At 38.2% G+C, this 22,679-nt stretch carries 17 protein-coding genes; 9 read left to right on the forward strand and 8 right to left on the reverse strand.

What is annotated here, in order from left to right:
* The first annotated feature begins 29 nt into the window (after window positions 1-29).
* Genes ABIM45_01890 through ABIM45_01905 form a run of 4 tightly spaced genes read left to right on the forward strand, consistent with a single transcriptional unit; the run spans window position 30 to window position 2,894 of the window.
* A complete protein-coding gene (locus ABIM45_01890) occupies window positions 30-497 on the forward strand; it encodes a CBS domain-containing protein (GenBank protein ID MEO0238660.1) in 468 nt (155 codons plus the stop codon).
* The gene (locus ABIM45_01895; protein MEO0238661.1) at window positions 484-1,764 is read left to right on the forward strand and encodes an ArsB/NhaD family transporter; all 1,281 of its coding nucleotides are present in this window, start codon (window positions 484-486) and stop codon (window positions 1,762-1,764) included. Before ABIM45_01890 ends, ABIM45_01895 begins: the two co-directional genes overlap by 14 nt.
* 7 nt (window positions 1,765-1,771) lie before the next feature.
* A complete protein-coding gene (gene lexA, locus ABIM45_01900) occupies window positions 1,772-2,389 on the forward strand; it encodes a transcriptional repressor LexA (GenBank protein ID MEO0238662.1) in 618 nt (205 codons plus the stop codon).
* A gap of 1 nt (window position 2,390) precedes the next feature.
* Window positions 2,391-2,894, forward strand: a complete 504-nt coding sequence (locus tag ABIM45_01905; GenBank protein ID MEO0238663.1) for a hypothetical protein — start codon at window positions 2,391-2,393, stop codon at window positions 2,892-2,894.
* Here the strand turns inward: ABIM45_01905 and ABIM45_01910 are convergent.
* Genes ABIM45_01910 through ABIM45_01920 form a run of 3 tightly spaced genes read right to left on the reverse strand, consistent with a single transcriptional unit; the run spans window position 2,884 to window position 7,175 of the window.
* Window positions 2,884-4,200 carry a nucleotide sugar dehydrogenase gene (locus ABIM45_01910; protein MEO0238664.1) on the reverse strand — a complete coding sequence of 439 codons (1,317 nt, stop codon included), beginning with the start codon at window positions 4,198-4,200 and terminating at the stop codon, window positions 2,884-2,886. The two genes, ABIM45_01905 and ABIM45_01910, sit on opposite strands and share 11 nt — an antisense overlap.
* A gap of 9 nt (window positions 4,201-4,209) precedes the next feature.
* A complete protein-coding gene (locus tag ABIM45_01915; protein MEO0238665.1) occupies window positions 4,210-4,779 on the reverse strand; it encodes an SLBB domain-containing protein in 570 nt (189 codons plus the stop codon).
* On the reverse strand, window positions 4,779-7,175 hold the full coding sequence (locus ABIM45_01920) for a polysaccharide biosynthesis tyrosine autokinase (GenBank protein MEO0238666.1): 2,397 nt from the start codon (window positions 7,173-7,175) through the stop codon (window positions 4,779-4,781). Before ABIM45_01920 ends, ABIM45_01915 begins: the two co-directional genes overlap by 1 nt.
* Before the next feature lie 104 nt (window positions 7,176-7,279).
* Here ABIM45_01920 and polX point away from each other — a divergent pair, with 104 nt between their 5' ends.
* The gene (polX, locus tag ABIM45_01925; protein ID MEO0238667.1) at window positions 7,280-9,004 is read left to right on the forward strand and encodes a DNA polymerase/3'-5' exonuclease PolX; all 1,725 of its coding nucleotides are present in this window, start codon (window positions 7,280-7,282) and stop codon (window positions 9,002-9,004) included.
* On the opposite strand, the gene ABIM45_01930 is transcribed toward polX, so the two are convergent.
* Genes ABIM45_01930 through ABIM45_01940 form a run of 3 tightly spaced genes read right to left on the reverse strand, consistent with a single transcriptional unit; the run spans window position 8,997 to window position 15,526 of the window.
* Complete coding sequence (locus ABIM45_01930) at window positions 8,997-10,364, reverse strand: HD domain-containing phosphohydrolase (protein MEO0238668.1); 1,368 nt, start codon at window positions 10,362-10,364, stop codon at window positions 8,997-8,999. The genes polX and ABIM45_01930 overlap by 8 nt on opposite strands.
* A gap of 3 nt (window positions 10,365-10,367) precedes the next feature.
* Window positions 10,368-12,002 (reverse strand): hypothetical protein, encoded by a 1,635-nt coding sequence (locus ABIM45_01935; GenBank protein MEO0238669.1) that lies wholly within the window; start codon window positions 12,000-12,002, stop codon window positions 10,368-10,370.
* Between the two features lie 23 nt (window positions 12,003-12,025).
* Entirely contained in the window at window positions 12,026-15,526 is a 3,501-nt protein-coding gene (locus ABIM45_01940; protein ID MEO0238670.1) for an adenylate/guanylate cyclase domain-containing protein, read from the reverse strand.
* Between the two features lie 179 nt (window positions 15,527-15,705).
* On the opposite strand from ABIM45_01940, the gene ABIM45_01945 reads away from it, so the two are divergent.
* The 4 genes from ABIM45_01945 to ABIM45_01960 are packed head-to-tail and all read left to right on the forward strand — an operon-like array spanning window position 15,706 to window position 20,407.
* A complete protein-coding gene (locus ABIM45_01945) occupies window positions 15,706-16,356 on the forward strand; it encodes a DUF1573 domain-containing protein (protein ID MEO0238671.1) in 651 nt (216 codons plus the stop codon).
* Window positions 16,357-17,613, forward strand: coding sequence for an RIP metalloprotease RseP (gene rseP / locus ABIM45_01950; GenBank protein MEO0238672.1), 1,257 nt, complete (start codon window positions 16,357-16,359; stop codon window positions 17,611-17,613).
* A gap of 44 nt (window positions 17,614-17,657) precedes the next feature.
* Window positions 17,658-19,487, forward strand: coding sequence for a glutamate mutase L (locus ABIM45_01955; protein ID MEO0238673.1), 1,830 nt, complete (start codon window positions 17,658-17,660; stop codon window positions 19,485-19,487).
* 41 nt (window positions 19,488-19,528) lie between these two features.
* Complete coding sequence (locus ABIM45_01960; protein ID MEO0238674.1) at window positions 19,529-20,407, forward strand: sigma-70 family RNA polymerase sigma factor; 879 nt, start codon at window positions 19,529-19,531, stop codon at window positions 20,405-20,407.
* A gap of 79 nt (window positions 20,408-20,486) precedes the next feature.
* Here ABIM45_01960 and ABIM45_01965 read toward each other — a convergent pair whose 3' ends face one another.
* On the reverse strand, window positions 20,487-21,680 hold the full coding sequence (locus ABIM45_01965) for a phosphoglycerate kinase (GenBank protein ID MEO0238675.1): 1,194 nt from the start codon (window positions 21,678-21,680) through the stop codon (window positions 20,487-20,489).
* The gene (gene gap, locus ABIM45_01970; GenBank protein ID MEO0238676.1) at window positions 21,677-22,672 is read right to left on the reverse strand and encodes a type I glyceraldehyde-3-phosphate dehydrogenase; all 996 of its coding nucleotides are present in this window, start codon (window positions 22,670-22,672) and stop codon (window positions 21,677-21,679) included. The genes ABIM45_01965 and gap overlap by 4 nt, the downstream gene beginning before the upstream one ends.
* Window positions 22,673-22,679 lie beyond the last annotated feature (7 nt).

The following is a 22,679-nucleotide window of genomic DNA, read 5'->3' on the forward strand; positions in this document are numbered from 1 at the left end:
TTTAAACTACCCAATTTATAATTTTTAACATGTCTGAATTGATTAGGGTTCAGGATGTTTTAACGTACGTTTATCCCGTAAAACTTGATACCCCCATTTCTAAGGTAGCCCATACAATGCGGGAGGAATTCACTTCCCTTGTTCCCGTTGTTGATGATGAAGGGAAATTACTCGGTGTGATTTATGCTGAAGACCTTCTTGCTCCATTTATTCCAGAGTTTTTTGACCTTATTGAAGATTTTGATTACATAACCACCTTTGGTGTTTTGGACCACGAGGTCTTTTCCGATTTCACCCACAAGTTGTTCCTTGCCGCTGATTTAATGCAGACAAAGTATAGGGCTTTAAAGCCAGAAGATTCAGTTTTAAAAGCAATTTTCTACTTAGTTAAGGAGAAGAGAACTTGTTTAGTAGTGACGGATAATAAAGGTTATTACAAAGGTGTTGTCTCAAGACTCTCGATTTTAAAGAGATTGTATGGGAATGGTGAACAGTAAATTTATTTTAATCGCGATTTTTACTATTAGCTTTGCCCTTATTGCATGGGAAAAATGGCATCGGACTGTTGTTGCGATGCTTGCTGCAATTGCGGTTATTCTTTTGGGATATCTAACTCCGCTCGAAGCCTGGAATTTCATAGACTTTAACACCCTGGGACTGCTCCTTGGTATGATGATTATAGTGTCCTTTTTCCGACGTACAGGATTTTTTGAGTATTTAGCCATTAAAGCAGTAAAAATCTCGAAGGGCGATTATTTCGCTCTTTTCGCTTTCTTTTTTATCTTGACAGGTGTTGTATCGGCTTTCCTTGATAACGTAACTACCGTTTTGATCTTTTCACCGATTATAATTCTGGTTACTCGAATGACGGGTGTGTCTCCCTTCCCTTACCTTATAGGTGAAATTATCGCTTCAAACCTTGGGGGTACGGCTACACTGATCGGAGATCCGCCTAACATCATAATTGGAAGTGCGGCAGGGTTGTCTTTTAATGATTTTGTGGCAAACTTGAGTTTACCTGTTCTTTTGGTAATGATTGCAACAATATTTTTTATGAAGGCAATTTTTGGGAAGACTTACAAAATTACCGGCAAATTCGATTTGTCCATTTTAAAAATAGATGAAAAGAGCGCTATAAAGGATAAAAAATTGCTAATAAAGACATTTGTTGTATTTGGGCTCGTTCTTATGGGATTTGTTCTTCATGATAGGTTAGAGATTTTACCTTCGGTTGTGGCTTTGTCCGGTGCAATTTTACTTCTGTTTATAAATAATGAGAATCCAGAGGAGTACTTTCATGAAGTTGAGTGGACAACGTTATTCTTCTTCGGAGGGTTGTTTATATTGGTGGGAGCCCTGGAAAAATATGAGATTATAAAGGATATAGCCCTTTTCTTACTAAAGTTCACAAAAAATGAGTTGGGTCTTATTCTACTTATAAGCGGCCTTTCTTTTGTGTTTACAAGTATAATGGGTGCAATCCCATTTGTTGTGACTATGGTGCCGATTATTAATACGATAATACAGAAAATGCCAGGTGTTAATGGGAATTCCTTGTGGTGGACGCTCTCTTTAACAGCTTGCTTTATGGGTAATGCAACATTGATTTCAGCAGCGGCAAATCTTGTGGTCGCTGGCATTTCAGAAAAGACAGATAAGAAAATTACTTTTAGTAGCTATTTAAAATATGGGTTCCCAACGACTGTCTTTACTTTTGTGCTTGCTCTTGCCTACATAATAGTCAAATATTATTTCTTAGGGTGAGGGTATTTTGATTTTAACTAAGCGTCAGAAAGAGGTTCTTGATTTTATTCAGCAGTTCATACTTACAAGGGGATATCCTCCAACGATTAGGGAGATCGCAGAAGGTTTAAATCTTGGCATAAACAATATCTACAGCATTCAACGGCATTTAAAAGTTTTAGAAGAAAAGGGATTCATAAAAAGGAATCCAAGGAAACCAAGGGGAATTGAGCTTTTACACTTTAAACTTTCAAATGCAGCTATGATACCACTTGTTGGGAAGGTATCTGCTGGATTTCCAATTCCTGCTATCGAGGAGATCGAAGGCAATGTGGTTCTGGATGCCCTTTTCGTGAAAGATGCCCACAATACAATTGCTTTGAGAATTAAGGGTGACAGTATGATTGGTGCAGGAATTTTAGATCGAGACATTGTAGTGGTTAAGATTGGATCAGTTGTTAAAAATGGGGACATTGTGGTTGCTTTTGTTGACAATGAAGTCACCTGTAAACGTTTTAGAGAGGATGGTGAATTTGTTTATCTGATTCCGGAAAACCCCAATTATAAGGAAATAAAAATTCGTAAAGAAGAGTCAAGACTTTATATTCTTGGTAAGGTCATTGCGCTTTTCAGGAGGTTTGAGTAACATGCCGGATATTTTGCAAATATTGTCGGATTATTTTTCTAAAAAGGTTGATGGAGCTGCAGAGGGGATATTTAAGGTAAGGATACCTCAGGATCTAATTGAACATATTTTAAAATTTTATCTTTCGCCTTATCTTTCGGAGATGGAAGTCAAATTTTTTGAAAGGTCATTGGAGATAAGGGGTATAAACATCTTGCCGGTCAGCATGAACCTGAAAATAAGTGAATTAAAGTGGGATAAAGAAGAAAAAATTGTGGTTTTCAAGATTGATGTTTCGGACTTGGTTTATAAGTTTATCCGAGGCCCTTTGCAATCTTTAAGAGATATGACGAAGGGGGTAATAAGTGAAGAAGAGGGAAAGATCTACATCGATTTCGAGAAGTTATCGAACCTTAAACCTCAGTGGAACGGTATTACTTACGCTCTGCGTAACAAAGTTAAACTAACCGATATTCGTTTTAAAGAAAGTTTTCTTGAATTAGTATTTGAAAGAGTTAAGCCTTAATTATATTTCCTTCTTTTAACCCTCTGATTTTGAATGCGTTTCTTGTATCCAGTATCAAATTGGCATGTTTTCTTATAAATTCGTAATCGTAACTTGAGTGGTTTGTAACGACGATAACAAGGTCAAATTTTTTAAGATTCTCTGCTGTTAGTTCAACGGACTTCAAAGGAATTTGATATTTCCTTACAGGGACAAGTTCAGGGAAGAAGGGGTCGTTGTACTCCACATGAGCTCCTTCATCTAAGAGAATCTTTATGATTTTCAGGGCGGGACTTTCTCTCATGTCGTCGATGTCGGGCTTATAAGAAACTCCGAGGATGAGAATTTTTGCGCCCTTTATGCTTTTTCCGTGGGCGTTAAGTGCCCTTATAGCCTTATCCACTACATAGTATGGCATGAAGGTGTTGATTTCACCTGAGAGTTCTATGAATCTCGCAGTCATATCGTATTCCTTTGCCTTCCATGCGAGATAGAAGGGGTCGATGGGTATGCAATGCCCACCAAGGCCGGGTCCTGGGTAGAAAGGTTGGAACCCGAAGGGTTTTGTTTTTGCAGCTTCGATTACCTCCCAGATGTCGATGTTCATCCTTTCGAAAATCATTTTTAACTCATTGACTAAAGCAATATTAACACCCCTGTAAATGTTTTCAAGGAGCTTTACAGCTTCAGCAACCCTTGTGGAGGAGACAGGCACTGTAGTAACAACGATTTGGTCATAAAGGGTTTTTATTAACTCAAGACATTGTGGAGTGATCCCACTGACTACCTTAGGTATAGTGGCTGTTGTATACTGTTTGTTTCCAGGGTCTTCCCTTTCTGGAGAAAAACCCAAGAAAAAGTCTTCTCCCACTTTAAGTCCTGATTTTTCAAGTATTGGAAGAACCTCTTCGTCGGTAGTGCCTGGGTAAGTGGTGCTTTCAAGTACTATGATATGACCTCTCCGAATATTCTCTGATATTGTTTTAGCAGTATTTAAAACGTAGGATAAGTCTGGCTCCATATGTTCCCCAAGTGGAGTTGGAACACAAACTATTATAGCGTCAACTTCTTTAAGTCTTGCAAAGTTTGTTGTAGCTTCAAAGGTTTTATCCTTTACGGCGCTTGCGATAAAATCACTCTGTATGTGTTTTATATAACTCCTTCCCTGATTTAACATTTCTACTTTGTTAGGATCAATATCGAATCCGACAACTTTAAAGCCATTTTTGAGAAACTCCCTAACCAGTGGTAATCCTACGTATCCTAACCCTATTACTCCAATTTTTGCTTCCTTCTTGATTATCTTATTCTTCAGTTCGTTTACCATGAGCCTCCTTTATTTAGCTATTATTTCCCTGTATACAGACCAAAGAATTCCCGTTGTGGCTGCAAATTTATAAATGTCTTCGAGGCCAATTGTAAATTTTTTTGGAATTTCTACAACTGTTCCAGAGGTAATTCCGAGATCGCTTAGCTTTAAATTTTTTTTCATTACCTTTCCAAAGTTTAAATAGGTTTTTTTAGATCCTGAATAAACTCTAATTCTGCAGAGGTTTGCATCAGGTAAAGGCCCGCCACTTATGGCGATGAGATCACCAAAGCTTGCGAAGGACGGTAGGTAGTAGATTCCAGGTCTATTTATACGTCCAATTACCGAAATTCTGTAAAGAACAAAAACAGCTATGTCCGCGTTTTTCAAATATTTCGAATAGGTTTCAACGAAGTAATCTCTTAAGTTATCTTCATTAATGTTATTTACTTTGACTCTTCCAATGTATGGTAATTCGGCTGTGGTGTCGCCAAGTACAAATATTGTGTCGTTAAGTTCTTTGTAATTTGTTGATCTTATGGCTATTGCATCTCCCGGAATCAAATTGGTTAAAACGATTAGCAGTGTGAGAAACATTACCCCTCCTTAAAAATTCTAAGCTTCTTGAGCAGTTTGTTTATAGAGTTATTTTCATCCTTAGATTCATGGTGGTAATATTTGTAATACTTGTAATAATGCCTTTCTGCCCTTTTGTAAAAGTTTAAAACAAATCCTACGAGTTGTATGTTTTCGGGAAGGGAGGAGGTGAATTCTATTAGTAGTCTCTTGGGCGTATAATCTGCCCTAACTACGAGTAACATATGTCCTGCAAAGTCTGCGAGGGTGTTAACTTCAGCGACTGGAAGAACTGGTGGTGTGTCAAGGATAACAATGTCAAAATTCTCCGTTAATAATTCTCTGATCTTTTTAAGATCAAAGGCGTCGAGTATTTTGAGTACATTCAGTGAGTTTTCCCCAGCAGGCAAAACAAACAAATTCTGCTGTGCTGATGGATAGGGTTTTAAGATGCTTTTGGTTACAAGTTCGGTAAATCCATGTTCGTTTGGTACTTCAAAAATTTTGTGGAGAGAGGGCTTTCTAAGGTCACCATCAATTACTAAAGTTCTATAGCCAGCAAGGCTATAAGCTAACGCAAGATTTGCTGCTATTGTCGATTTGCCTTCATTTTCAATAATACTCGTAACGGCAATTATTTTGGGGAAGCCTTTCGTTAAAATATCTACGTTGAATCTCAGTTTCTTGAAGGCTTCTGCTTCAGGGCTCAAAGGGTTTTTGTGAATAATTAAAGTACTATATTTTCCTCCGTCATGGTTGGAAAAAGGCGGTATTTTGCCAACGCAGGGTTTGCCCAAAATTGTTTCTACCTCAGTTGAAAACTTGACGGAGTCGTCAATGTAATAGAGAGAAAGTGTGAGGAAGAGTCCCAATAAGCTGCCCAAAATTATGCTGATGAATATTGTTTGAACTTTCTTAGGTAAAACTGGTGCTGTGGGGATCATTGCATAGTCAACAATTCTAACATCTGAAATCTTTGATGCTTCTTCGATCTTAGTCTGTTCAAGCTTTTCCAGGAGAAGGTTATAAATTCCTGAGAGTGCCTGTATTTTTCTCTTAATTTTGCTATACATTAATGCATTTTCTGGTAGTGTAGATATTTTACCTTCAAATACTCTCAAGGCAGAATCTATGGCAGCGCTTTTAGCAGATAGTGTCACTAATTCTACCTGATTTTTAATTAGTTGCTGGATTAATTGTTGAAATACCGGATCAGAAGTAGAGGGAATTGATTGTTCGACTACTTCTTGCTGGGTCTTACTCAATGACGTTTTTATTTCGTTTATTTGATTTTCGATGGCTCTTATCTCTGGGTTTTCGGAATTGTATTTCTCCAGAAGCGAAGCCTTTTTAAGTTCGAGTTCATAAAGTTTGTTTTGTAAAGAGAGGATTCGAGGATCACCGCCGGTTTCTAAACTGGTTGCTATTTTTGCATATTCTTTAAAGTATCCTTTACCCTGGATTTCGTCCTTTATTATGGATATTTCTCTTTCAACTTGCGATTTTTCAATGATGGTCTTTGTTTTTTCGAATTCCAAATCGTTCAGTTTTGCAAAAATGTCTTTCAAACTTTCGGAGATATTTTCGAGGGCTATGAAGTTATAAGTCCCCAACTTATTTTTGATTTCCGCCAAATCTTTTTCGTAATCTGTTAACTCCTGCTCGATTTTGGTTATTTGCTCCTCTAAAAACAGTCTTAGAGAACTGGCTTGGAACCTCGCATCCTCTAAGGTGAATTCATAGTAACCCTGTGCTACACGCTCCGCTATCTCTTTTGCCAGAACTGGATCCTTTGCGCGTGCCTTTATAACCGCTACAAAGGATTTACCTTCTTGTGAAACTTTTATGTTTCTATAAAGGTTTTTAATGGTTATGTTTATAGGTTTTATTGCGAATTTTAGAGTTTTCCCATATGCCTTTGGGGATACTGGGTTGACCTTAAGGGTCATACAATTAGAAGAGGTGATTACACCGTATTGCCCTTCGAGAATTTTTGCCCCTTTTTGGTCTAATATCACGAACCCGATATCAAGGAGTTTGATAGTGTAGATTCCACTGGGTGCTGAATCGGATATTGCAAGGGTATCTATTCTTAGGTAGTTGTAAAACTTTTTATCAATGGGGTCAAATCTCAGGTTTAGCTGATCGACTACTTTTTTCAAAATGATTTTTGACTTTATTAGCTCGAGCTGAGTTGGGATGTCATTCCATGGAGTTGTAACACCGGCAAGCACCATTTCTGTAACTGATGAGGCGCCAGACAGTCTTACCCTGGTTTCCGATTCGTATACCGGCTGTTTAAAAACTATGTAGAGTACAGCTAAGATGATGGTTATAGTAAAGGCTAAAAGGCCATATTTGCCTTTTCTGAATAATGCTTCTTTTAAATCCTCAAGGCTAAATTCTTCGTTGTTCATGTAAATAATTATACATTCAAGCTCAAGAAAACAAAAAACAATGAATGTGGAAGGTTTAGAGTTTCGGCTTGAAAAATTTTCAAAGTGGTGTTAAATTAAATAACATGAAAATAAATAAAGTTCTTGCAAAAAAATTTGAGGAGCTTGCCAATGCCCTTGATTTTTTGGGTGAAAATCCCTTTAAGGTTCGAGCCTATTTGAAAGTGGCCAGGGTATTGGAAGAATTACCTGAAGATGTTACTGAAATCTATAAGACGCAGGGTTTTGAAGGTCTTGAAAGGATCCCTGGTATAGGAGAAGGCATTGCGAAGAAGATAGTTGAGTTTATTGAAAAAGGTACCTTTGAAAAATATGAAGAGGTGATGTCGAAGGTCCCCGCAGATCTCTTGAAATTGATGGATGTGCCAGGGGTCGGGCCGAGAACATTGAAGTTAATTTACGACAAATTTAAGGTCACAACGATGGACGAATTTATTAAGATCCTCGATGACCCTCGAATCCTTACCCTTCCAGGCATGGGTGAGAAAAAGATTGAGAATATTAAACGAGGCCTCGAACTTTATTTAAGTATGCAGGAGAGGATTCCTCTCGGTATAGCAGTTAATATTGTTGAAGATATCATAGAGTATATGAAAGAATCCAAAAAAGTGGAGTTGATATCTGGTTGTGGCTCTTATAGAAGGATGAAAGAGACAGTGGGGGATATTGACATACTGGTTGTTGGAGAAGACGGCGCTAAGTTAATTGAACATTTCACAAAATTTCCATCTGTTACTGATGTTTTGGCCTCTGGAGATACTAAGGGCTCTGTAATTGTCGAAGGTAAGTATCAGGTTGATATGAGGGTAGTAGGGAGGGAATCATGGGGTGCTGCATTGCAGTATTTTACCGGTTCAAAGAATCACAACATTAAGTTGAGGACTATTGCGAAGGCTAAAGGGTTGAAAATATCGGAGTATGGGGTATTTAGAGAGGAAAAGCTTATAGCAGGTGCAGAAGAGGAAGATGTTTATAAATCCCTCGGGTTACCATGGATACCCCCGGAATTGAGAGAAGATCAGGGGGAAATTGAGGCTGCAATGAGTGGTGATCTGCCGGTTTTATTGGGGTATAACGAAGTAAAGGGTGATCTCCATGTCCATTCAAATTACTCCGACGGAACTTCATCCCTTGAGGAACTGGTGGAGTTTGCGAGGAAAATGGGGTATCAATATTTGGGTATATGCGACCATTCGAGGTCAGCTAAGTATGCTGGTGGTTTAGAAATCGATGAGCTTAGAGAAAGAAATAGAGAAATTGATAGAATAAACAAGTCCTTCAAGGATTTCGTTTTATTGAAAGGCGCTGAGGTAGATATTCTGAGTGATGGTCAATTAGACTATCCAGATGAAGTACTTAGGGAACTTGACTTCGTTGTTGCTTCTATACACATATGGAAGAAAAATGAAGATGCGACTCAAAGAATTATAAAGGCTATGGAAAATCCTTATGTAACAATAATTGGTCATCCAACTGGGAGACTCATAGGACAGAGGGAAGGCTATCACGTGGATATCGATACAATTATCGATAAAGCTGTAGAAACGAAAACCTTTTTAGAGATGAATGCCTACTATGAAAGGCTGGACTTTAATGACGTTAATGCGAGGAAGGCTAAAGAAAAAGGGGCATTGCTTGTTATTAATACAGATGCCCACCACGTTGGGCAACTTCCGATGATAAGACTTGGTATAGGACAGGCGAGAAGGGCATGGCTCGGTCCACAAGATGTGGTGAACACAAGGAATCTTTCAGAAGTTGTGGAGTTGTTGAAGATTAAATTTAAATAAGGTATTCCGCTGGATCTATTCCATATTTCCAGGGGGATTCGACTTTCACAATTTCAATTTCTGATTGGCTCAAATCGAGCGTTCTGTGCCTTTGGTCTTTACCCTCTGCGTCTTTTATAACGAGCACTACTGGCTTGTGGAGCTTTTCGGGGTCCTGGGGTTGCCCTACCACGAGTCCCCATTCACCCGTAGACAGGAAAACAAGACTTCCCATTGGGTATAAACCAAGTAAGTTTATGAAATGTTTCGATAAAAGGGGATCAAAAAGTTTTCCAGAATATTTTACAAGATAGGCAATAGCTTCTGCTGGTGACATAGGAATTGGGTTGTAAAACCTCGGTGTAGTAACCGCATCGTAAAAATCTGCGATCTGAATGATCCTTGAATACAGTGATATGCCATTTTTGATAAAATCAGGATAACCTGAGCCATCATATCCTTTTTGATGTTCTAAGATTGAAAGTAATATGGGTGCGGTTTCTTCTGAAAGCCCCATTAAGTCAAGAGTGATTCTAAACCCGTTGATAGGATGAGTTCTTACAATTTTCCATTCTTCTTCAGTAAGAAGTGATTCTTTTTTAAGAATGTTTCTTGGAATGTTTATCATCCCAATATCATGAAGCAAAGCTGCCTGACCTAATTTCAGTAATTCTTTACTTTTTAAACCGATACGGACTCCAAGGGAAAGGGCAAGGATTGCCGTGTTAACAGAGTGGTTATAAAGAAAGTCATCATAATTTTTTACCACCGTTAGTCCAAGAAGCAGACTCTCAGAGGTTTTTAGTGTATCGATGAGATAAAGAACTCCGACGGTGAATTTGGTGTAACTTGGTTTAGACAGACTCCCTTGTGTGGAGAGATTTTTAACTAAATTTATCGTTTCGAAGTAAACTTGTTTTACTCTCTTTTTAGGATCTACTATTTCAGTAGGTTGAACGAGCATGGGAAGTATTTTTATAGACATAATCCCCATGCTGGCGAGATTTTCTTTCAGGTTCTCGTATTTTAGACCCTCTTTGGAAAGTTGTTCAAAAAATGTTCCCAACTCTTGCTTGGTAAAGTTACGACTGATTTTTAGCCCTCCAATTTCTTTTTCTTTGAATAGATCGACTATTTGCTTAATAACAGGGAAATTGGTAGAGGATATTTTGAGCCTTTCGCCCATGATATATATATGCAATCCTCTAAGGACTATGTTGAATTCCTCTGACTGTTTAAGTGCCTCGGAAAGTATTTCGAACAATTCGTCCAGGCTTTTTTCGCTGACATTGTGTTTACTACCATAAAGTTTCACATTGTTATATGCAGCCAAAAGCTTTACTAAGATTCTGTTTAAATAGTTTTCATCGAAGAGCGCCATCCTTTACTCCTTAAATTGTTTTAATGCCTCTGAGCACATTTCTCTAATCTTATTATCTTTTGTTTTTTTGACAGCCTCAATGAGGAGCAGGTAAACTTTTCTTTTGTTTGATTCTACCATAGAGTTTACGAGAAACTGGATTGTCTCATAGTATTTTTTTGCTTTTGTAATCTTATTCAATAGGGATAAATTTTGGGTAAGGATGTTTCTGACGGTTTCTTCAACTGCAGGGTAATCGATATATTCAGGTATTAGGCTCATAAATTGTTTCTTTTCTAAAACGTCAAATTTATAAAATAATTCTTCGCTTTTGAGTCTTTCAACAATCAGATTAACGAAAGATTTTCTCGGGTTTCTTTTCATTTCAAGGTAAGTACTCATCCTCACCGAAATGTCATTGTCGTAAAAGAAGGGGGTTAAATCGCCTTCAATAGCAGAAAGTGCTTCCAATAGGCTCTTTTTTAGATTTTTGTCTACAGTCAGCTGAAGGTCTGTTAGGAAATCTTTTGCCTGACTGTATTTCCCAACTGATATAAACTCAAGACCGGCTATGAGGATTTTTTCGTTTTTCTTGTTAGTTATTATGTAATTTAATATTCTTTGTGGGTCAAAATTTTGCATGTTTATCATGGACCTGAATATGAGCTGTCTCTGACTCTTTTGGGGTAATTCCGTAGCAATTTTAAAAAGTGTAAGTGCTGCACTAGAATCAAGTCCTGTCAGGAATAATTCTAGCTCTTTTGGCCTATTATCGATGTGATTTTTGATTACATTTTCTATTAACGAGGGTTCGGAAAGCCTTTTTAGCAGTGAATCGATTGCCTTTGCTTTATCCGCATTTTCTAAATTTGCTTTCAGCGCCTTGAGGTCATGAATAACCCTGGATACCCTGCTTATACCCGAGTCATTTATCTCCAGCAGTATAAACTCCTCAATTGCTTTAAGCAGTGGCTCAATTTCTTCTGCCGCTTCCAATACTATGATGGTATAAAGGTAATGCAATACCTTTTCAAGATGGTTTGTTTCTCTTTCTTTTGAAATTTCTTCGCTCAGTTTTTGCTCTTCTTCGAAAGATATTGTAAAGACCTCCCTTGACTCGATTATGATTGGTATTTCAATGGTCGTTGAAATTTGGCCTTCAACTTCTACAGGTTCTGAGGTGGGCTCTGTTTCTTTGAGTTTTAAAAGATCCTGGTACGTTTCAGGTACTACTACATTTTGGTCTTGTAGAAATTCTGGCATGAACTCGAAGGTTATGCCGCTGTATTCCTTCTGATTTATCTCATATATTAGGGCAAATTTGTCCTTAGATATATAAGCGTTTTGAATTGCCTCAAAGAAATTTTGGAGATCTGTTGCTGTAATATCTGGAGTTATTGTAACACCTCTGATTCCGTGTTTATAAAGAACCCACGCTAAGTTGTCATCGTCCTCATTTTCTTTCCAAATAGTCTTCCCTTCGATGTTGAGAACTTCTCCCCTTTCTAAAACGAACTCTATGTTTTGTGCTTTAATACTTGTTTTTAAATTTTCCCACAGCTGAGTTAAAAAATATTTAGGTATTTCATGTCCTTTTGGATAAATTTTGTAGGCTCGGAAGGTCTTATTTAATAAATTGAATACACCTTTTATATCCACGTTCATATTGCTAAAATTTTATATCAAGTTTCACTTTTATTCAAGTTTTCAAGGTATGGGATTAGGTTGATATAATTGTACTTTCTCATCTCTTCTTGAATTTGTTTGATTTTGGCATTTCTGACAGTGGTATCTGAATCTTCAATAAAACCGTATTGGATCACGCTAAGCAATATTTTATAGATTGGGAGACGAAGAATATCAAGTTGAGCGAGAGTTTCCTCTGTTATTAGAAATTTCTCGAGCTTATCAATATCATTGTTATAGACAACATTTCCAAATTCGAAAATTATTGAACTTTCACGAATTGCCTTGATTTTGATATTATCTCTTCTTTGTCTCAAGATTTGATTCCCTTTATCCAAGCTTCCTTTGAGGTAATGGTAAATTAGCAGGACCGAATTGTAGTGGGCAAAGTCTAATATATTTTCAGTGCGTTCTGACAAAACGAAAAGCAGCCTATTTATAAGCTCGTCGATGGTTTCATCTTTCATTAAAGCCAGATATAGGAGGAGGGCATAGAGCAGTAAGATAAGTATTTCCGAGTTTGCGTATGCAAAATCGGCCTTCTTTAAGTAGTTAATGCCCATTTTTGGGTTTCCTGCAAGAAACTCAGTTATTCCTTTAAGAATTTCAAGCATGTTGTTTATTTTGTACCATTCGGGGTTTTCCGTGATTTTCAGTGTTGTGGGAAGTTCATCATAAAGATAGGTGTTACCTATGAATAGGTTCGTCGCCCACGAATAGATTCTATTCAAGTTTAATAGTTTTCTTTCTCCAATTTGCTGTAAGACTTCAATAGAAGATGCGAAGTTTGTTAAGGCACCAAACCTTTCCCCAAGGTATCCTAAATTTAGAACTCCCAAATTGTATAGAATATTCCCGCGGAAAAATTGGTTTGGTATCTCTTCGGCAATGCTTCGGGCCATATTTAGTAATTTTTGCGCCTGAGCAAATTCACCTTGCTCTCTCTTTACAATGGAATCAAAAATTAAGAGCCTCACGTAATTAATCTCGTCGTATTCTTTCTTTATAATATTTTTAGAAGCTTCGATTTTTTCACGCGCGGAATCATACTGGCTGGAATCCAAGAGGATCCTAATTTTGCTAAGCATGAACTCGGGAAAAGAGCGCTCGTCGACTTTGAACTCGATATCATCTAATAAAGTCAGTAAGTTATTCACTAGTTCTTTGCCGCCCAGGTTATGGATATGTTCTATGTTTAGTTCTATAAATTTTGCAAACTCCACTGGCTTTGCATTTTTCATTTTTTTGATGATTGTTTCAGTAGAAAGCTCTTCGAATTCGTAGGGATTCTTTTCAAGGGTTGCATAGGTTTTGAAAATTTCATAGAAAGTTAGAGGTAAATAATTTTTAAAGGTCTCAAGATTTGCCAATAGATTGTTTATGTGTCCACTGAGATAGTTGATCTGGATTTTCATTTGATAACAATTGCTAAGTTTATAAGATTCCTTTAATTCACTCGCAATGAGAATTGCTTTTTGGATTTTTTCTTCAGCTTCGTGGAAAAGCCCTACTTTCATAAGAGATTCGGCGTATTGATAAAAAAGGTCGTAAATTGTCTCTTTGTCGATCTCTAACCTTAAATCTGACAATTTTTGGAAGATCTCTTCTGCTTTTCTAAATTTTGAACATGCTGCGGAATACATTCTGATATTAGTTAAATTAACTCCTGACTTGTAATTATAGTAGAAGGCCTTTTGTAGGGCTTCTCCCAGTTCAAAATGGTAAGCAAGGCTCTCGTAGAATTCCTCGAGGTGGTTACTGTACAATTTCTCGATTGCTTCTCCAACCTTTTTATGCAACTCTTTTTGCTCTTTTTTCGGCAACAAACTGTAAGCAGCATCTCGAACAAAAGAATGTTTGAAGATATAATAGTCTTCTTTAGTTTTATCTGCATAGGCAATACCTGATTCTTCTAATTTTCTAAGATGAAATTCGAGGTCTTCGCGTTGCCAAATTTCCTGTAAAATTCTTTTGTTAAATTCTCTCCCTATTACCGACGCTATTTTAGCTACTTGTTTTGTGTCGGTTGGCAATTTGTCAATTTCTTGCAGGAACAGGTTTGTGATTTTATCAGGGATTGATGCTTGACTCAAGCTTCTGGTAAGCAAAAGTTTTCCATCTTTTATCTGGAAAAAGCCGTCCCTGAAAATCCTTTCGATAAGCTCTTCTATAAATAGAGGGTTACCTTCTGTTTTACTGTACACGAGGTTAACAAACTCGGCGGGTAACTCTTGCACCTCAAGAAGATTCTTGATGAGCTCCTCTGATTCTTCTTTTGTCAAATTTTGTAGCATGATGTTTTCTGTAAGCGAGAGTTCCGGCAGCAGGATTGTTTTTGTAGGCCTGTAAGTGAGAAGGTAAAATATTCTTAAATTAGCTGTTTTTTCGATTAAAAATTTGAGTAAATCTAATGTGGCTTCATCTATCCAGTGAATATCCTCGAATATTAAAAATACGGGCTTATTTTGTGAAAGGCTCTTAAAAATCTCAAAGAACGCTTCAAAAATGTCTGATTTCTCTTTTAACTTGAAGTCATGTTCGAGACCTAAGAGGTTTAGGATCACTTGCTCACTAACTGAGGGTACATTGTATTTTCCAAAAATGCGGTGTAGTTTTATTTTTCTTACTTCTTTGCTGTCCTCGGGTTTTATTTCAGCCAGTGCTTTTATTATCTCCATAAAAGGTTCATATGCAGACTCTTTGCTTTGGCTTTTACAAAGGGCCTCAAGTATTAAAAAGTCTTTATATTCTTTGCAAAATTTTTTAATTTCGTACTTCATTCTTGACTTTCCAACGCCAGCCTCCCCTATTATAGCAGCTGAGACGCCGTTTCCATTTTCAACCATGGTCAAGAGGTTCTGTAGTCTTTCAAATTCTTTTTTACTTCCCACAAGCGGTACCAATTTACCCTTGAAGGTAGGGATTGAACCATATTCCAAGAGTTTTGGTTTTACGTATTCGTAAAGAAAAATAGGTTCTTCTCTGCCGGGGATGTTAAACTGCCCTAATGGTTTATATTCGAAGAGATGATCTGTATACTCAACGATTTTTTCTGTTACGATTATGGAATTTGGAGGGGCAAGATCGTTCATTTTTTCTGCGACATTAACAGTGTCGCCTATTACTGTGTACATTTGCTTTCTGGAGCCACCTGTGTATCCACTAATGACATATCCATTATTTATTGAAATTTTTACCTTAATGTCCTCTTTAAGTTCCTCTGTAAGTTTATCAACGTTTGATAAAATCTCGTGTGAGCATCTGATCGCTCTCTCCATGTCGTCTTCATGTGCAACTGGGGCACCAAACAAGATCATTACACCGTCTCCTAAGTATTTATCTATGAAGCCTTCGTATTTATAAACGATTTGTTCGATCGTTTCGAAGATTTTATTAAGCATATTAAGTACATCTTCAGGATCTTTGTTTTCACTTATTCTGGTGAAGTTTACAAGGTCTACAAAAAGGACTGTAACGATGCGTCTTTCTGGGATCATAATTTGTTTTAAGGGGATACCGCAATTGATGCAGAAATTCGCGGATTCTACATTTTCAAACCCACAATTTGGACACTTCATTTTAGTAAATATAGTGTATAACGTTGCCTTAAAATAAGCAAATCAAGGTGAGGATTAAGGCATTTGCCGATGCTATTTATAAGCATTAAAATTAAACTATGATTGTGCATTTTTTGATTTTGCTCTTTTTTTCTTTAATTCCTATTCCGGAATGGTTTAACTTTGGGAGAGTGGAAGAGGGGGAATTAGTTTCAGCCAAATTCTGGCTAAAAAATGAGAGCAAAGACACCGTTACAATCCTTTCGATAAGGCCATCCTGTGGTTGCACCTATGCTTTGCAAGCATCAAATCTCGTGAATCCAGGTGATTCCATTGCCGTTGATGTTCAGTTTAACACTAAAGGTTATTCTGGTGATGTAGTTCAGTTTGTAAAAGTGAAGTACGATGGAAATGGCGGTGGGGAGATATACCTTAAACTTAAAGGTGAAGTTGTGAAATCGACATTGTCACCTGATGAACTTATGAGATATATGATTGTATTAATAGATGTTAGGGATAAAGTCCAATTCGAAAAGGAACATCTTGTGGGTTCAGTTTGGGTGGACAAGGGCAAATTCACAAGTTCCATAAAAAACTTGAAGATACCCAAAAATACATTAGTAGTTTTAGTAACAGATAGGGAGGATGATAGGCGTTTTCTCGATTCTTTAAAGAACCTCGGATATAGTAATTCCTATATCCTGAGAGGGGGGGTTTCAAACTGGAAGAATATTATGAAAGAAACCCTTGTTGAAGGAAGAAAAGATTAAATGCTAACGGTCCTTTTAGTTCTGTTGTTTTTGGGAATTCTTATCGCCGTTCACGAGTTTGGTCATTTTATTGCATGCAGAGTTCAGCATATTGGGGTTGAGGAGTTTTCAATAGGTTTTGGGCCCAGGATAATAACTTTTAAAGATAAAGAGGGCACTAGATACAGTTTATCAATAATTCCCTTTGGTGGCTATGTAAAAATCAAAGGGGAAGAGAAGTCGGATAACCCAGCACCTTACGATTTCTGGGTTCAACCCTTTTACAAAAAGATTTTAGTTGTTATTTCCGGCCCTATTTTTAATCTTATCCTTGCCCTTGTTGCTTTTGTGATCGGGTACTCCTTAGTCGGTTATGAGACAATTCCACTGTATAGGATATATAGAGTGGAAAATGCTGGAGTCCCCTTTCAAGAAGGTGATAGCATAATTGCTATAGATGGCCGATATATCAATACTATTGAAGACCTGTATTACTACTTTTCGAAAAGGGATAAGCACCTTTTATTGGTTGAGCGTAATGATCAGAGGTTGGCCATAGAATTAAGTGGTAGAAACTTCGACTCCCTTAAAGTAACTTTTTTAATTCCACCGGTTGTTAATCGGGTTGAGAAGGGAAGTCCTGCCCACAAAATGGGCTTGAGAAAGGGAGATAGAATTATAAGATTTAATAATACACCTGTTTTATTGTGGCAGGAACTTTTTGACTCTATAAGGAATTATCCGGGTAAAGAGATAAAATTAGTTGTGGAGCGAGGTTCCGATACCTTAGAATTTCTCCTCACTCCGGAAATTCAAGTCACCCCTGATAATGAGAAAATTGGAAGAATTGGAATTACTGCACCGTCTATAAAGAAAAGGTTGAACATCTTTGAGGCTGTAAAAGTTTCTGTTACGAGGAGTATTGAGATAACATGGATTTACATTGTGTATCTGTTGAGGTTATTCATAGGCAAAGTTCCTATCTCAAATCTTGGTGGGCCTATAATGATCGGGAAGGTGATATACACCGCATCGAGTTACGGGCTTTTCCAGCTTCTGTATCTTTTAGGTCTAATATCCATAAACCTTTTCATAATAAACCTAATACCACTTCCCGCATTAGATGGGTGGCATTTTTGGGTTTATCTTATTGAAGGAATTACCAAGAGGGAGTTATCACCAGAAATAAAGAGGATCGTTCAGCTTATTGGATTTACTTTACTTTTAATATTGATGGTTGTGATAGCATTTTTTGATATTTTGAGGATCGTTCGTTAAAATTAAAGCAAGTAAATATTTAAATGTGACTTCAGGAGGTTAGTATGGCAAATGGAAAAGAACTTGAAAGGATTATCGCAACTGATTGTGGAAGTACGACAACTAAGGCCATTTTAATCGAAAAGAAAGAGGAAGGTTATAGATTAATTACAAGGGGAGAGGCACCCACTACGGTAGAAGCTCCATATGAAGACGTTACGAGGGGCGTCCTAAATGCCTTTAGAGAAGTGGAAGAGTTAACAGGAATTACAATTCTCGATGGTGAAACGATAATTAAACCCAAAAAGGATGAAAAGACAGGCGTTGACATTTACGTTTCCACATCCTCTGCGGGTGGCGGACTTCAGATGCTTGTTTGTGGTGTCGTAAAAAGCATGACGGCAGAAAGTGCTGCAAGGGCGGCTTTGGGGGCTGGTGCGATTGTCATGGAGGTTATCGCATCTAATGACGGAAGGATGCCCCACGAAAGGGTTGAACTTATTAGAAGGTTAAGACCCGATATGATACTACTTGCGGGTGGTGTTGATGGTGGTACCATTAAGCATGTAGTTGAACTTGCTGAACTTATCAAGGCCGCAGATCCAAAGCCAAGGTTTGGAACTGGTTATAAGTTGCCAGTAATTTATGCAGGGAATAAGGATGCAAGGGAAGAAATTCAAAAGATCCTTGGTGATAAAGTAGCTCTCTATATCGTTGACAACATAAGGCCTGTTCTTGAACGTGAGAATTTAGGTCCTGCAAGGCATAAGATACATGATCTCTTCATGGAGCATGTGATGCAACATGCTCCAGGTTATAAGAAGTTGATGAACTGGACTGATCATCCCATAATGCCAACCCCTGGAGCGGTTGGGCTTCTCGTTGAAAAAGTGGCGAGGAGCGAAAATATAGATGTACTTGGAGTTGATATCGGTGGTGCGACTACTGATGTCTTTTCAGTTTTTGGAGGGGTGTTTAACAGGACCGTTTCGGCTAATTTAGGAATGAGTTATTCCATTTCTAATGTGCTTGTCTCCGCTGGCGTTGAAAATATATTGAGATGGGTACCTTTCTCCATTGACGAAAATGATTTGAAGAACAGAATCAGAAATAAGATGATTAGGCCCACCACGATTCCTCAGACCCTTGAAGAGCTAATAATTGAGCAGGCAATTGCAAGAGAAGCACTCAGGTTAGCCTTTGAACATCACAAAACAATGGCTGTGGGACTTAAAGGAGTTCAGCAGGAAAGAACAATATCCGAAGCCTTTGCACAAACTCTATCTGGCGCAACGTTAGTGGATATGATGTCTCTTGCTTTAATCATAGGATCTGGTGGAGTGCTTTCCCATGCACCCAGGAGAGTGCAATCTGCTCTTATGATGCTTGATGCTTTCCAGCCAGAGGGTGTAACGATGCTATCGGTTGACTCCATCTTTATGATGCCTCATCTTGGTGTATTGTCGGAAGTTAATGAAAAGGCTGCTACTGAAGTGTTTGACAGGGATTGCCTAATTCGCCTTGGTTCTTCTATTTGCCCTGTTGGATTGGATAAAGAAGGAAAGAAATGCATAGACATTGTGATTACAAAGAACGACGGGACAAAGATAGAAAAAAGCGTTAATTTTGGAGAACTGATAAGAATACCATTGGGAGTGGGTGAAAAAGCAAAGGCCATTATTGAGCCCACTAAGAACTTTGACGTAGGCGCAGGTAAAGGGAAGAGATTAGAAACAGAAGTTGAAGGTGGAGTTGTAGGCGTTATAATCGATTGCCGTGGAAGGCCTTTAAATATCCCATCTGATCCCAAGGAGAGGGTAGAGAAGTTATCTTCCTGGGTAAGAGCCCTTGACGTCTACCCAATGGAACCTTATGAAAGGCTTCTAAAAAGATAAGGCGTTTTGAGAATACGCTCACTTAGCAAGGCTTTTAAATAATGTCGGCAAAGCAGAGTGATAGTTCCTTTGAATATTTATTGGATGAATTGGAACATGTCTCTAAAAGCATTACCCCCGAAGAAGAAAGAGAATATCTGAAAAGGGCTAAAGCAGGGGATAAAGAGGCCATTGAAAAGATTGTTGTAGCGTCCCTTCCACAAGTTTTCGAGATAGCGAAATATTTTGCAAATATATTTCAGTTAGGCAATGATGTAATACCCGATCTCGTAAACGAGGGAAACCGGGGAATTTTGACTGCTATAAAGAAGTTCGACTTTTCCAAGTCTAACAGATTTTTTTCCTATGCTTGGTATTGGGTACGGGACTATATGATGAAATTTATAAGAAGTTACTTTGGGGATGTTAAATTTCCAGAAGCTACTCTCAAAAAGTTGAGAAAAATAAGGAAGGCTGAAGCAGAGCTCATGGCAAAAAATGGTAAACAGCCCACCGATGAAGAACTTTCGGAAATACTGGATCTCTCTCCCCATGAAATAAGGGCACTGCGTGCTATTTATCTAACTTCGAAAAGCCTCGACCGTGGTTTTGAAAGTGAGGAGGAAGAGAGTAAAGAAAATTTAGTTGACATACTGGAACAGAAGGCACTTCCTTCACCTGAAAAATACTATGCTGAGATAAAAATGCAACAACTTATCAAAGAAATCTTTGGTTTCCTGAGTAAAAAAGAAGCTGATATAATAAAGCTTTACTTCGGTTTTGAGGATGGGAAAAGACACACCCTTGAGGAGATTGGAGAGAAATTAGGGATTTCAAAGCAAAGAGTGTCTCAACTACGGGATAGAGCTTTGAAGCGGCTTAAAGAGAAGTTTGGAGATCGTATCGTAGAGCTTTTTAGAGAATTATATCAAGAAGATTAGCATTACAGCCGCAAAATATACAAAAACCTAAGAAATCTCAGCTCAATGATCTAAAATGCCTACGTTCTCGGGTTTATTCTTACTTTTTATCTAAAAGAATTTTAATCCCGGGTAGATCTATACCCGCAAGGAATTCAAGGGTGGCACCTCCACCCGATGATACGTGGCTGAAGGCGTCTTCGTCAATTTTTGCCTTTTCTAGAATTGTGAGAGTATCTCCTCCACCGATAACTGAGAATAGGCCTTTTGATGTTTTATAGGCTACGGCCTTCAATACTTCAATGCTACCTTTTGCAAACTCATCAATTTCTATAACCCCGAGAGGTCCATTCCAAAATAGCGTACCAGAATCCGGGAGTGCAGAGATATATCGTGTGATTGTTGTAGGACCTATGTCAACACCAATCATATCGTCAGGGATTTCTTTTACCGCTTTGTAATTGCAACCTTCTTCCAGCTTGTCAGCTACCACATGGTCCTCTGGAAGTATGATCTTTTCAGTTGCAAGGAATTCTTTCACTTGCTCTACCATCTCTTTATCCAGGATGGATTTACCAATGTTTTGACCAATTGCATAGAGGAAAGTGTATGCCATCCCTCCGCCGATCATCAATGCATCGGCTTTGGGAAGGAGATATTTTATTATACCTATTTTGTCTTTTACCTTGGCACCGCCCAGGATTACTACAAAGGGATGCTCCGGATTATCCCTGACCTTTGAAAGTGCTTCAATTTCTTTTTTCATTAAGAGACCTGCGAGGCGTACCTGCATTAGTTCTGCCATACCATAGGTAGAAGCGTGAGCTCTGTGGGCGGTAGCGAAGGCATCATTTACATAAACGTCAAAATATGAGGCGAGCTTCTTTGAAAATTCGGGATCGTTTTTCTCTTCTTCCTCGTAAAATCTAACGTTTTCCAGTAATAAAATTTCGCCGTTATTTAGCTCTTGAATAGCTTTTTCAACCTTTTCTCCTATGCAATCGTCAACGAATTTTACATCCCTTTTGATAATTTTGGATAGATGTTCTGCTACGGGTTTTAACGAGTATTTTAAGTCCCTTCCTTTCGGACGGCCAAGGTGAGATGCCAGTATAACATTTGCTTCCCGATCAGCCAGATAAGTAATCGTTGGAAGAGTCTTTCTTATTCTTGTATCATCAACGATCTTTCCATCGCTGCCCAGAGGTACATTGAAGTCTACTCTTACAAAAACCCTTTTCCCTTTAAATACATCATCCGGTACATCTAAAATGGAGAGCTTTTGAAGGCTCATAATCTTTCCCCAACGTATTCAATTAAGTCCACTAACCTCGTTGAATAGCCCCATTCATTATCATACCATCCAAAGACCTTTACCAGCGTGCCGTTAACTACTTGGGTGAGGGTAGCGTCGAAAATTACCGAGTGGGTATCGCCTACAAAGTCAATGGAAACGAGGGGCTCTTCACAATACATCAGGTATTTAGAACTTGCCTTTTTGAAAGCTTCGTTAACTTCCTGAGGAGATGTTTCTTTTTCAACCTCACAGGCGAAGTCAACAATTGAAACATCTGCAACAGGCACTCTTAAAGCGTGGGCTTCGATTTTCCCTTTTAATTCAGGATAAATCTCAAAGATGGTTTTTGCTGCACCTGTTGAGGTAGGGATTATGGAAAGCCCAGCAGCCCTTGCCCTTCGTACATCTTTATGAGGTTGGTCAAGGATTCTCTGATCGTTGGTATAAGCATGGACAGTGGTCATAACGCCTCTTTTAATATGGAAGTTTTCATGAAGAACTTTTACTAAATGGGCAAAGGCGTTTGTTGTGCAGGATGCATTGGATATCACATGGTGTTTTTCAGGGTTATAAATATGCTCGTTTACACCCATAACAATTGTGGCGTCGATTTCACCCTTGGCAGGGGCTGAGATTATTACTTTCTTTACAGTGTCTTTCAAGTGGACCGAAGCCTTATCACGGCTCGTAAATAGCCCTGTCGATTCTACAACGATTTGGGCGCCCACTTCACCCCAGTTTATTGCAGCAGGGTCTTTTTCTTTGAAAACTTTAATTTTATGGGAGTCTATAATAATATAGTCCCCTTCCACCCTTACTTCCTTTTCGTATTTGCCGAAAACGGAGTCATATTTAAGAAGTGTGGCTAAAATTTCGGGCTCTGCAAGATCGTTAACTGCAACAAATTCAAGATTCTTCCTTTCAAGTCCTATTTTCAAGACCTGTCTTCCAATTCTTCCAAATCCATTTATTGCTACTTTTACCGGCATACTGCCC

It is taken from the genome of candidate division WOR-3 bacterium, from assembly GCA_039803545.1.
GTDB lineage: Bacteria > Hydrothermota > Hydrothermia > UBA1063 > UBA1063 > UBA1063.

Excerpts from the sequence above, each read along its gene's own strand:
- gap (MEO0238676.1), bottom strand. The coding sequence starts at position 22,672 with ATGCCGGTAAAAGTAGCAATAAATGGATTTGGAAGAATTGGAAGACAG.
- ABIM45_01965 (MEO0238675.1), bottom strand. The coding sequence starts at position 21,680 with ATGAGCCTTCAAAAGCTCTCCATTTTAGATGTACCGGATGATGTATTT.
- polX (MEO0238667.1), top strand. The coding sequence starts at position 7,280 with ATGAAAATAAATAAAGTTCTTGCAAAAAAATTTGAGGAGCTTGCCAAT.
- rseP (MEO0238672.1), top strand. The coding sequence starts at position 16,357 with ATGCTAACGGTCCTTTTAGTTCTGTTGTTTTTGGGAATTCTTATCGCC.
- ABIM45_01905 (MEO0238663.1), top strand. The coding sequence starts at position 2,391 with ATGCCGGATATTTTGCAAATATTGTCGGATTATTTTTCTAAAAAGGTT.
- ABIM45_01930 (MEO0238668.1), bottom strand. The coding sequence starts at position 10,364 with ATGGCGCTCTTCGATGAAAACTATTTAAACAGAATCTTAGTAAAGCTT.
- ABIM45_01940 (MEO0238670.1), bottom strand. The coding sequence starts at position 15,526 with ATGATCCCAGAAAGACGCATCGTTACAGTCCTTTTTGTAGACCTTGTA.
- ABIM45_01890 (MEO0238660.1), top strand. The coding sequence starts at position 30 with ATGTCTGAATTGATTAGGGTTCAGGATGTTTTAACGTACGTTTATCCC.
- ABIM45_01945 (MEO0238671.1), top strand. The coding sequence starts at position 15,706 with ATGATTGTGCATTTTTTGATTTTGCTCTTTTTTTCTTTAATTCCTATT.
- ABIM45_01915 (MEO0238665.1), bottom strand. The coding sequence starts at position 4,779 with ATGTTTCTCACACTGCTAATCGTTTTAACCAATTTGATTCCGGGAGAT.
- ABIM45_01910 (MEO0238664.1), bottom strand. The coding sequence starts at position 4,200 with ATGGTAAACGAACTGAAGAATAAGATAATCAAGAAGGAAGCAAAAATT.
- ABIM45_01920 (MEO0238666.1), bottom strand. The coding sequence starts at position 7,175 with ATGAACAACGAAGAATTTAGCCTTGAGGATTTAAAAGAAGCATTATTC.
- ABIM45_01955 (MEO0238673.1), top strand. The coding sequence starts at position 17,658 with ATGGCAAATGGAAAAGAACTTGAAAGGATTATCGCAACTGATTGTGGA.
- ABIM45_01960 (MEO0238674.1), top strand. The coding sequence starts at position 19,529 with ATGTCGGCAAAGCAGAGTGATAGTTCCTTTGAATATTTATTGGATGAA.
- ABIM45_01895 (MEO0238661.1), top strand. The coding sequence starts at position 484 with ATGGTGAACAGTAAATTTATTTTAATCGCGATTTTTACTATTAGCTTT.